Genomic DNA, 12,138 nt, shown 5'->3' on the forward strand with positions numbered 1-12,138 from the left:
TATCTTTCTATATTTAATTCTTGAAACCAACACACATAAACTTTAAATGAAAGCACCTATAAAACTATTGCTGTCAGGCGTTGCCCTAACTTCACTTTTTGCATTCACAGAATTCAGAAATCCTGTAAACAGCACAAAAACAAACAAACTAGCCATTGATACTCCAGACCAGAACCGATTTGTAAAGGTTACCCTTTCAAAAGGCCAGTTCACAGAGCCAACAGAAATTGCTGTACTACCTAACAAAGATGTACTGATTTCTCAACGCAGAGGCGAATTTCTGATCTATAAAAATGCTACCAAAACTTTAAAAGATGCCGGTAAACTGGATGTTTATTTTAAGACTACTGTTAAAGATGTAAATGCAGAGGAAGGTCTATTGGGTATTGCTTTAGATCCAAACTTTGCTAATAACAAGTTTGTCTATGCTTTTTACAGTCCTACTGCTCAGTCTGTAAACAGACTTTCTCGTTTCAAAATGGTTAATGATAAAATTTCTTTAGCATCAGAAAAAATGATCCTGGAGTTTTATTCTCAGAGAGATATTTGCTGTCATACTGGCGGTTCTATCGCTTTTGGTCCTGGTAATTTACTGTATGTATCCGCTGGTGATAATTCTACTCCATTTGACGCACCAAATCAAAAATTTACAAATAAAGGTTATGCACCGTTAGACAATCGTGCTGATTTTCATCAATATGATTCGAGGCGTTCTGCTGGAAACACCAACGACTTGCGAGGTAAAATTCTAAGGATAAAAATGAATGCGGATGGTACTTATAGCATCCCTGAAGGAAACTTATTCGGTAAAAATGAGCCTAAAACAAAACCAGAAATATTTGTAATGGGTAACAGAAATCCTTACAGAATCTCTGTAGATCAGAAAACAGGTTATCTATATTGGGGCGAAGTTGGTCCTGATGCTCAGAATGATGATCCGGACCGCGGACCAAGAGGTTACGATGAAGTTAATCAAGCTCGTAAATCTGGTTATTTTGGCTGGCCATTTTTTATTGGGAACAATTATCCTTATCGTGCTTATGATTATAACACTGGAACGAGTGGAGATGCGTTTGATCCTGCAGCTCCAATAAATAACTCTCCAAACAATACTGGTTTAACTCAACTTCCTCCTGCTCAACCAGCATTCATCTGGTATCCTTATGCAAAATCCCCTGAGTTTCCTGAAGTTGGTGAAGGTGGCCGTACTGCTATGGCTGGTCCCGTTTATTATGCGAAACCAGGTATCCCTTCTTACCCGGCTTATTACAATGGTAAATTACTCATTTATGAATGGATTCGCGGATGGGTTAAAGCAGTTACTATGGCTCCAAACGGTGATTATAAGACCATGGAACCATTTATGGCAAATGTAGAACTAGCTGCTCCAATTGATATGGAATTAGGACCAGATAACAAACTATATATACTTGAATATGGTAAGGGCTGGTTTTCTAAGAATCCTGATGCTGCACTAATAAGGATAGATTATAATAATAGTAAGACAGTTGCAAAAGCGGCGTTGCCAAAAGCAGCAGAAGCCACAACTATGGGTCACCAAACTAAAGCTACTAGCCCGGCGGTAGCGGCAGCGGCGTTAATTGCCAAAACAGACTGCGCTGTTTGTCATAAGACTTCTACTACATCTATAGGGCCTGCTTTCATAAAAGTTTCCGCTAAGTACAAAAATGATCCTAAAGCAATGGCGTATTTAACCAATAAAATTGCCAAAGGCGGTGCTGGTGTTTGGGGCGAAGTTCCTATGCCTCCTCATGCTTCGCTGAAAGAAGCAGAGCTACAGACCATTGTTAAATGGATATTAACCCTCAGCAAATAATTATTTTTTACCTCCTAAATTTACAACTACACCAATTGTAAATAAAGAATTTCCAGCACTTATGAACTTCCGGCTATTTAGCCCGAAGTTCCCGCTGGAGGTATATTGAAGTTGTACCTGCTCATTTAACTTCATCCTTGTAAAAAAGATAGGTTCTAAGAACAAATTACCTTCTCTAAGCTGCCCTATTCCATTGCGCAGGAAAGTCTTCATGTCAACCTGACTAATTCTAACAGCTGTTCCATAACGTATTGGGAACTTCTTCCCAAATAATGTAAAACTATCTGATAGCCTTGAGCTATAATTAACCTGTAAAAACGTTTTCTTATAAGTTACTTCCTGCTTGTCAGTCCCGCTTAGCACATCTTTGTTATCATAGCTATAATAAGTTCTGTCGGTATTTCCACCACCATAACCTGCATAAACTTCAATAATACGGTTATCATCAGGCCCAAAAGTATTGAAATACCCACCTCCAACTTCAATAAGGCGTTGTTTAAAATCCTTGCGTTTACCAGTATTATTAATATAAGAACCACTGCCGATTATCCCAAAGTGGTTTGATGCAGCATAAGCACCATTTAAGCTGAGATTTCCGTTATAAGCAACATGCAACCCTCCACTAATCTCTCCTTGTTGACTAAGCATTGGTGTATTAGGAACATTGGGCATATAAATGGATGAGCAAGAACTCACTGTAATAACAAACAAAATGGTAGCAAAAGAATAAAATTTACGAATCATAATACGGGTTCTGTTGGGCCAAATTTAAAAGAAATTAAACAATTTGGTTGTTATACCGTTGTTTTATCAGATATGATAACGGAAATTAAAACAATAATAGTATCAAATCGCCTCCCCGTAAAAATTACAGAACACAATGGTGAGTATATTTTAAGACCAAGTGAAGGTGGGTTAGCTACAGGTCTGGGGTCAGTTTACAAAAAGGGCAATAACATTTGGATTGGATGGCCTGGAATAGAAGTTCCTGAAGAACGTCATGACGAAGTAAGGATTAAACTTGCAGTATTAAACCTAATACCCGTATTTCTTACCAACGAAGAAATCAACCTATATTACGAAGGATTTTCCAATGAAATATTATGGCCAATATTTCATTATATGTCAACCTACGCAAACTTTGATCAAACGTATTGGGAGACTTACAAAGTTGTTAATCATAAATTTAGCGAAGAAATTAGCTATCACTTAAACGATGGTGACACGGTATGGATACATGATTATCAATTGCTCCTATTACCAGGTTACATCAGGTCTAATACTCCGCAGGTTACCATAGGTTTTTTCCAGCACATTCCTTTTCCATCTTACGAAATTTTTAGGTTAATACCTTGGAGAGAAGAACTAATAGAAGGAATTCTGGCTTCAGACCTACTTGGATTTCATACGTTTGACGATGTAAGGCATTTTCTTAGTGCTGCGTCTAGGTTATCTTCTGCAAAGATATCTGAAAATGTACTTATTCACAAAAATAGGCAGATTGTTGTAGAGGCTTTCCCAATGGGAATAGACAGTGATAAATTTAATAACCTGACCAAAAACCTAAAGGTAGCCAAGCATGTGGCATCATTTAGAGATGCGCACAAAAGCCAAAAAATAATTTTGTCAATAGATAGGCTTGACTACTCCAAAGGAATCATTCAACGCCTTCAAGCGCTTGAACTCTTGCTGCAGATGCATCCTGAATATATAGAAAAATTAGAGCTCTTTATGATTGTGGTTCCTTCCAGGGATACCGTACCAAAGTACAAGGAACTCCGAGAAAATATAGATCAGATGGTTGGAAATATCAACTCAAGGTTTCGTACAATGCATTGGGTTCCTATACATTACTTCTACCGCTCATTCTCTATAGAATTTTTATCAGCGCTTTATTCCATTTCAGACATTTGTTTGGTTACACCAATGCGAGATGGCATGAACCTAGTCAGCAAGGAGTATGTGGCCTCCAGAGTTAATAATGATGGAGTGTTGATTTTAAGTGAAATGGCAGGAGCATCTAAAGAACTTAATGATGCCTTGATCGTAAACCCAAATAATGTAGGTGACATCATGCGGGCAATTGTGGAGGCCATCAATATGCCAATTGAAGAACAACAAATACGCATGACAAGCATGCGATATATCGTTAACAAATTCAACATCAACCTTTGGGTTAAAAACTTTATGGACAAATTAGCTGAAGTTAAACAAATGCAGCAATCGCTATTGACAAAGCATGCTGCTCAATCAATACGTGCAACTATCGCATCAGATTATAATAACGCAGAGCAGCGATTCATTTTTCTGGACTATGATGGTACATTGGTAGGTTTCAATGCAGACATCAATAAGGCTATGCCAGACGATGAACTTTATAGCATATTAACCGATCTAACTGCAGATCCTGCAAATCGTGTTATACTCATTAGCGGTCGTAATTACCTGACACTCGAAGAATGGTTTGGCCACCTTAAACTGGACATGATTGCAGAACACGGCGCATGGCAGAAGCACCTCGGAGAAGAATGGAAATCGCTCCCACTTTTAACCGATAAATGGATGTCGGAAGTGCGTACAGTTCTGGATACCTATACAGATCGTACTCCGGGTTCGTTTATAGAAGAGAAGAGTTTTTCTCTTGTATGGCACTACAGAAAAGTAGAGGAAGGATTGGGAGAATTAAGGGCAGGTGAGATCACTAATCATTTGAGAATGCCTATTTCCAATAAAGGTCTGCAAATGATGGAGGGTAATAAGGTAATTGAATTCAAGAATATAGAGGTTAACAAAGGTAAGGCAGCACGTAATTGGCTTCACAACAACAACCCCGATTTTATTATTGCTTTGGGTGATGACCATACGGACGAGGATATTTTTAAAGCACTTCCAGAAAAAGCTTATACCATTAAAGTAGGGAGTAACATATCCGCTGCCAGGTATTATTTAAAAGATTATAAAGAAGTTAGAGACTTGCTGAAAAGCTTTACGAGTAATAAATAAGTAATTAGACATTAATAATGCAAGAAAGACATACATACAAAACAGGAATCATCGGCAATTGTGCATACTTAGCGCACATTAATAAGAATACAAATGTAGACTGGTTATGCTGGCCTCGTTTTGACAGTACATTTGTCTTTGGTGGCCTCCTGGACGAGGATAAAGGAGGAGAATATTCCATAAAGCCATCGGGCGAATTCACTTCCTACCAGTTTTATCTTGAAAATACCAATGTAATCTGTACGGAGATCAGCAACACAGAAGGTAAATATCGTATTACGGATTTCGCACCGAGGTTCTTTCAATACGAACGTTACTTTAAGCCCTTAATGCTAATCAGAAAAATAGAGCCAATAGAAGGTAATCCACGGGTAAAAGTAATCTGCAAACCAGTAGCGGATTACGGAAGTTTGAAACAAGAAAAGCACCGCGGTAGCAACCATATAGAATTTACGGGCGCAGATGAAGATATGCAGCTTAGCACTAACATATCTTTAAGCTATATAGAGGATGAAAAATATTTTGCACTGAACGAAACCAAATACCTCATTTTAACTTATGGCCACGAATTGGATGCCCCTATCGGCAGTACTGCCGAACGCTTTCTTACAGAGACCATTAACTACTGGAGACGCTGGATAAAGCACTCCAATATAGCCAGCTTCTATCAGCACATCGTGATCAGATCATCATTGGTGCTTAAAATACACCAATATGAGGATACAGGTGCAATTATAGCTGCAAGTACCACCAGCTTACCCGAATCTCCCGGCAGCACCCGCAATTGGGATTATCGTTATTGCTGGATGAGAGATACGTATTATGTGATCAATGCCCTAAATCACATCGGGCATTTCGAAGAAATGGAAAAATACTTTGGTTACGTAACAGATATTTCCTTTCGAGACGATGAACGATACCAACCGCTATTCGGCATTGCAGGGGAAAGGGTACTTACTGAACGAATCCTGGAAAACATTAAAGGCTACCTTGGCAATCAACCGGTAAGGATTGGCAATCAGGCTTATGAGCACATTCAAAATGATATTTATGGTCAGGTTCTAGTTTCTATGCTGCCATTATATACGGATCACCGGTTTATCTTCAGGGAGCGACAAGACTCAACGCAGTGGCTGGATTACCTACTCGGAAAAATAGAGCGTACAATAGACGAAAAAGACGCTGGGATTTGGGAGTTCAGGAACATTGCAAACATTCACTGCTACACTAACCTTTTCCAATGGGCTGGGGCAAGTGCTGCACTAAAAATGGCCAAAACAATCGGGAATACCGTATTTGAGGAAAGAGCGGCTATCCTAATTAAAAAAGCTGCACAACATATTGAAAATTGTTATGATCCAGAAAGGAAGGTATATAATCATGCTGTTGGCAGTGCTCACCTTGATGCAAGTACCCTTCAATTGATACTTATGAATTATCTTGACCCCAATTCTCAGAGAGCAAAAGATCACCTCACCGCACTAGAGCTTGAACTTAAAGGAGAAAATGGGCTCTTTTATCGCTACAAACACACAGATGATTTCGGAAAGCCAAAAACAACGTTCCTTATTTGTGCCTTTTGGTACGTAGAGGCACTTGCCTGTGTGGGCAGATTAGATGATGCAATAAAAGAATTTGAATCAATCATTAAATATGCAAATCACTTAATGCTTTTTAGTGAAGACGTAGATGAGAAGGATGGCAGTCAATGGGGCAATTTCCCACAAGCCTATAGCCATGTAGGGCTAATGAATGCAGCCAATAGGATAGCAATAAAACTTGACAGACCTATTTTTCTATAGTATGGTTCATATGCATCTCACCCCCTACGACTGGCTTGCTATACTTTTTTTCAAAGTCCAGTAAAGCTTTCTTAGAATCAGTTGTGTTCATAGCCACAATTCTTCTTTTAGTAAACGGCAATATATTGGCTTCTTTAGCCCTATTAGCCAGTTCCAAAGCCTTAGGCACATCAAGCGGAACGGCGGGCTCTAAGGCATACCAAAGCATTAACGGCAAGTTATGATCATCCTTATCTTCAGCGTGTTGAACAAGCCCTTCTAAAGTAGCACAACGTTTAGCCGGTTCTACGCGCTGTAATGCTGAAGCCAGATAAAGTCTAACCAATGGCGATGGATCTGAAACCGCTAGTTCTGCGAAGCGTTTCAATGCAGCATCAGAAACATTTTTGTCTTCTGCAATCAACTGGATGCTCCAGCTTCTAATGTATTCGCTCTCATTATTCATTAAATCAAGCAAATCTTTTTCTTCTAGGCCTTTAGTTACATGCAGTGCCCATAATGCCCTTAATTTCCTGGTAACGTCCGGATTGTTAGCCAATATTTCTTTTAGCATTTTGTGTACCTTTTTATTCGGCCCACGTTCCTGAAGTATTTGGCGCGCCTGCCTTACATACCATTCATTTTTGACGAGCTGGTAGTTTACCAGTTCTTTATCAGATGCTTTGTACAGATCTACTTTTACCCATTTGTCTGACTCGTGACTAATCTTAAAGATCCGCCCCATCGTTTTCTGATGCACATCTGGATTAGGACTATGACATTGGTTTTTATCATACCAGTCTATCGCAAACACTGATCCGCTTTGGTCGTATTTAAAGTTAAGCCATTGAGACCAGCTGTCGTTCATCACCAAGAAATCTTCCCCATGGCCCACAGTATATCCTGAGCCTTTACGGGTAGGTATATCCACATTTACACGAGCACCATGAATATTATTCATAAAAATATTATTCCTGTACTCTGCAGGCCAGTTTTCACTACCTAAGTAAATCATAGCCCCAGCATGAGCATGACCTCCTCCTTTTGAGGCCGATCTAAAGTTACCTGCATGTGGGCCTCTATCTCCTATCCAATGGACGTGATCGCCAGACTCTTTAATGTCATCATAAGTATAAGGATTAAAATGATTACCGGCCTGGCGCAGGTACCTTGCTCCTTGAATAATATGGAACATGTGCGGTATCACACATACCGTTACAAAAGGATGCCCATAGTCGTTAAAATCAATTCCCCATGGGTTACTAGTGCCTTCTGCAAACAACTCAAATTTCTTAGTAGTTGGATGATAGCGCCATACACCTGCATTTAATCGAACACGTTGTTCATTTGGTGCACCAGGGGCTCCTACGTTAGATTGTGTAAATATGCCATGTGTTCCATATAACCAACCGTCTGGTCCCCATCTTAAATTGTTAAGAATCTCATGCGTATCATCATAACCCCATCCATCCAGAACAATCTGAGGCGGACCAGCAGGTTTATCTGTTTTCATATCAACAGGAATAAACAACAAGTTAGGTGCTGCACCCAACCAAACTCCACCCATTCCAACTTCTATTCCACTAACTAAATTCAGACCCTCCATAAAAACGGTTCTTTTATCAAGCGTTCCGTCACCATTCGTATCTTCAAGTATTAAAATCCTGTCTTTACCCTGGCCTTCAGGTGCCCTTACTGGGTAAGTATGTGCTTCAACAACCCACAATCTGCCACGGGCATCAATGGTAAAGCTGATTGGACGAATCACATCAGGTTCAGCAGCAGCCAACTTTACAGTAAAACCAGGTTTTGTAGTCATTGCATCAGCAGCTTTCTGCGGAGATAAACCCGCATTGATAATAGGATCAAGCGGCGGTAAAATGATGATGTCCTCTTTTTTTAACTCATTAGGGAAATTTGGCTTAACTGCATAAAAAAGGAAATCGTCAAAATTGATATGTCCCCATACATCATCACCAATATAAGGGATCTGAGAAATACCGGTCTCGCTATCTACCAAACGAATAAAAATTTCCTTATTCAGTTGTTCCTTCAAATCTACAATTACAGGCTGCAAAGCAGCGCGACCAGCACCTGTGATTTGAAAAATCACTTTGTTGTTATCTGCTTGAACCAATTCTACTCTTGTATCCTGCAAAGCTCCACCAGAAACTTTAAACGAAGCATAAGGTTGCGTAACAGTAAAAGGGACAGATGTTAAAGTGCCTGTTCTTTTATAATTTTTAGTACCACCACTGCTTACAAAATAGTTGCCGGAGATTCCAGTATTAATATCCTTTTCATAAACCATGGATTGATCTTTTGTTACCAGGGGATTACTGAATGCATCGCCAGTAGCAGTCCAGTCTTCCAGAGTACCTTTTTCAAAATTAAGGTTAATCACTTTGTTGCCTTTTTTTGGAACTATCCCGGCTATAACAACTTCCTTTTTAATGGTGCCCTCTACCACTTCTATCTTACCAACCATACCCGCAGCACGATGCCCAGGAATACTGCAATAATAGATTTCATTTTTATCAGCACGGAACACTACGCTGGATGTATCTCCTTTTTGCACAAGGGTTTTACTTTTGATGGCCGCCTTTTCTAGGGCAATATCATGGGTCATTAACTCGCCGTTTACAACTTTAATGCGAACCAATTCACCTTTAATAACTTTTAGTGTAGGATTACGCTTTCCCTCAGGACTCATATAACCCAACATGGTCGTCTCTAGGGTATATTCCCTATCGTACTTAATGTCTTCCTTAGCAAAACGAGAAATATGGGGGGTATTGCCTTTAAATGCAAAACTCAAAGTAACTAAGAAGAGCGCAATTGGAAGTGAAAAAAGTAACCTTTTTAAGTTCATATTATATTTGGTTCTATTGTGCAATAGCTAAATTAATCATTTTACACAACCAAGAGTGGCATAATTATATCAAATAATGATACTATTATACCTTCAAATATTCTATTTAACTGGGTAAAGCATTATATTTTTGTATAACACCTCTGTTTTGCCACCTCCATGAAGCTGGAATGCAATACGCCCTGATTGTCGAATCGACTGATCTGCTTCTGTGTAATCTACAGTTTGTTTACCGTTTAAAAAGATCTGAATTCTGCGTCCGGACGAACGAATCTCATAGTCGTTCCATTCACCTCGTTTTAATAAACGTTTAACCAAAATAGGATCAGCAGTAACCAGTAATTTATCTCTACGGGATTCATCATATAGCGATGCCCAAAAGCCATCCCCAATATCCGCCTGGTATCCCTGCATTTCAAAATCAGGATTGGAAATACGTTCGCTATGGAATTGTACACCCCCATTCACAAAGCCTTCTGTACCGAGCAATTTGAATTTAAGCTTTAGTTTGTAATTGGAATATTTTGCAGTAGTTGAAATGAATTCATTATGAGGAACCATTTCGGCAAGCCCACCTCCTACTAAAGCGCCATTTTCAATTCGCCATGATTTTAAAGTATCGCCCTCCCAGCCTGTAAATGTTTTTCCGTCAAATAATTTGATCTTCTTTTTTACGTCCTGGGCTTTTAGAAAAGTACCCTGTGCCAACAAAACAGCCAGACATATATATATAATTCTCATTATGTTAATTCTATGCTGAAGACTTAATTTCGCTGCTGATTAACTCAGCTCGTGGCTATATTCAACTTTACTGATCCAGAAAAATACAGTTTCAATTCTTGCCGTCATCCTAAATGTTTCAGTAGCATTTGCTGTTGAAACATAAAGAAACACATAAATGGAATTAATAACAGATCCATTTGCAATAATGGGACGTATGGAGAGTGCCTCCTCCTGAAAATCGCCAATGTTAAAAAACCCAGCAAACCCGAAGTCTTTAAGGACGTATTTGGTTTTTTGCAAAGCAGGAATTATAAAACACTTTATAGCCTGATTTACAACAACTTTATAAAACAATACGCTTAAACCAAAAAGTAAGGTAATTAAACCTCCAAATATCACTATTCCCATAATTGAAAATTTACCCGCTAGTGGTTATTATATAAATGTACCTGTTTTATAGCACAATTGTTTTAAATCATTTCATATTAAACATTTAATGAAGTTTTTTTAATTCATTTGTTTAGTGTTAATACTCAGTATCAGCCAAAAACAATCCATGGCTCAAAAACTATTTAATAAAATGACCGGGCACATACAGGAATATAAAATAGCTAATTACATGATCGTATTACTGAACTATGTAAATGCTTTCACTAACACTGTTACCATCCCAGGCCAAAAAAAACATGTAGCTCTCAAAATAACCATTTATTATTTCTTCAGGTAATACAATTAGCTGTTTACCGTCAGAGCGGTTTGCTTCGCAATTAAGAATAGTTTGTCCACTCTCCGGATAGTAAATTAGCAACATCGCTTTATCACTTCTTCGTGCGTATTCATTAAGCGTAGAAGTATCCCATATAAATTCCACACCTTCAGTTAATCTGTTTATTGCAGCATTTACAGGCATAGGAAGCTCACCCGCGCTTAATTTTACCTTTGCATAGTCGAGCGAATGATTTGGGTATTCCCCTATTACTGCATTTTTCTTATGATAAGATACCGCCTCATTGTACTGGTTCCTGTCTGTATCTTCTACAACAAACTTAAACCCTACATTGATAACAGATTTTACATCCCTTACAAAATCGTTAGCAACTTTCATCCGCTGCCTGTTTGCCAATTGTTTAATAGTTGGGGGCTTAGAAATAATGCCGCGCATCCTGATTACATTTTTGCCGTTTAACATGTACTGCACATTGTTACCGATTTTTCCAGTGGTTGGCCCGTAAGGACCTGCTAATAATTTCCCCATTTGAGTTTTATCTACAATTGTTTTTTGTTTAATCTAAGGTAAATATTAATTAGTGTTTTATCAAATATTGATTAGTCCTCTCTTAGATATTACTTCGTCTGTAATTGGAGTGAGGACTAATCAAGGACTAACCAACGACTAATCAAGGACTAACCAACCTGTATAAAAACACAAAAATGATATCCAAAGAATTATGTCCCCATTTAGATTATAATATGGTAGAAGCTATTATATTGTAATCACCATTTCAAAAAGTGTCTGAAGAAAATCAGGAAACAACGAAGGATCACGATGAAACTTTAGCCCCAGTAAAAGTGACCGCACCAGAACATGAATTAAATCGTGTAGAAAAACACCATCAAAATCTGCGAGATAATCGGGTTGGTGCACCAGGAGCATTGCATGAAAAATCACAATTATTCAGCAACAAGACGCATTATAACCCTCATGACCTAGATGTCCGTATATCAACAATTAAACAACTTCTGCAACAGCCAAGAGGGTTTTATGATAGATTTCTCTTGTGCTTTTAGATAGGAAGTCGAAGGAATATAGCTTTAAAATTGCTGGTATTGGCTGTGCCGATGAACAGCAACAGGGCAATTACTAAAAAACTATCTTTCATACGCGTAATTATTGAATGGTTTATTATATTTGATTATCGCCA

The 12,138-nt window shown here is 38.6% G+C and carries 9 protein-coding genes; 4 read left to right on the top strand and 5 right to left on the bottom strand.

Going from position 1 to position 12,138, the window contains the following annotated elements:
• Positions 1-46 precede the first annotated feature (46 nt).
• Entirely contained in the window at positions 47-1,837 is a 1,791-nt protein-coding gene (locus tag ACVWYN_RS10075) for a PQQ-dependent sugar dehydrogenase (RefSeq protein WP_457288728.1), read from the top strand.
• Here the strand turns inward: ACVWYN_RS10075 and ACVWYN_RS10080 are convergent, their stop codons facing one another.
• On the bottom strand, positions 1,838-2,581 hold the full coding sequence (locus ACVWYN_RS10080; protein WP_457288729.1) for a hypothetical protein: 744 nt from the start codon (positions 2,579-2,581) through the stop codon (positions 1,838-1,840). It lies immediately after the preceding gene.
• Between the two features lie 72 nt (positions 2,582-2,653).
• Between ACVWYN_RS10080 and ACVWYN_RS10085 the strand changes: the two genes are divergently transcribed.
• Both ACVWYN_RS10085 and ACVWYN_RS10090 read left to right on the top strand, forming a co-directional pair.
• Positions 2,654-4,840, top strand: a complete 2,187-nt coding sequence (locus tag ACVWYN_RS10085; protein ID WP_457288730.1) for a bifunctional alpha,alpha-trehalose-phosphate synthase (UDP-forming)/trehalose-phosphatase — start codon at positions 2,654-2,656, stop codon at positions 4,838-4,840.
• Between the two features lie 17 nt (positions 4,841-4,857).
• Positions 4,858-6,642 carry a glycoside hydrolase family 15 protein gene (locus ACVWYN_RS10090; RefSeq protein ID WP_457288731.1) on the top strand — a complete coding sequence of 595 codons (1,785 nt, stop codon included), beginning with the start codon at positions 4,858-4,860 and terminating at the stop codon, positions 6,640-6,642.
• Here the strand turns inward: ACVWYN_RS10090 and ACVWYN_RS10095 are convergent.
• The 4 genes from ACVWYN_RS10095 to ACVWYN_RS10110 all read right to left on the bottom strand — a co-directional run bounded on the left by ACVWYN_RS10095 (position 6,629) and on the right by ACVWYN_RS10110 (position 11,471).
• Positions 6,629-9,493, bottom strand: coding sequence for a PVC-type heme-binding CxxCH protein (locus ACVWYN_RS10095; protein WP_457288732.1), 2,865 nt, complete (start codon positions 9,491-9,493; stop codon positions 6,629-6,631). The two genes, ACVWYN_RS10090 and ACVWYN_RS10095, sit on opposite strands and share 14 nt — an antisense overlap.
• Before the next feature lie 102 nt (positions 9,494-9,595).
• On the bottom strand, positions 9,596-10,234 hold the full coding sequence (locus ACVWYN_RS10100) for a 3-keto-disaccharide hydrolase (protein ID WP_457288733.1): 639 nt from the start codon (positions 10,232-10,234) through the stop codon (positions 9,596-9,598).
• Positions 10,235-10,273: 39 nt separating this feature from the next.
• Complete coding sequence (locus ACVWYN_RS10105; protein ID WP_457288734.1) at positions 10,274-10,624, bottom strand: hypothetical protein; 351 nt, start codon at positions 10,622-10,624, stop codon at positions 10,274-10,276.
• Between the two features lie 220 nt (positions 10,625-10,844).
• Positions 10,845-11,471 (bottom strand): DUF6266 family protein, encoded by a 627-nt coding sequence (locus ACVWYN_RS10110; protein WP_457288735.1) that lies wholly within the window; start codon positions 11,469-11,471, stop codon positions 10,845-10,847.
• Positions 11,472-11,725: 254 nt separating this feature from the next.
• On the opposite strand from ACVWYN_RS10110, the gene ACVWYN_RS10115 reads away from it, so the two are divergent.
• The gene (locus ACVWYN_RS10115; RefSeq protein ID WP_457288736.1) at positions 11,726-12,004 is read left to right on the top strand and encodes a hypothetical protein; all 279 of its coding nucleotides are present in this window, start codon (positions 11,726-11,728) and stop codon (positions 12,002-12,004) included.
• The last annotated feature ends 134 nt before the right edge of the window (positions 12,005-12,138 follow it).

The organism is Pedobacter sp. UYP24, from assembly GCF_054057295.1.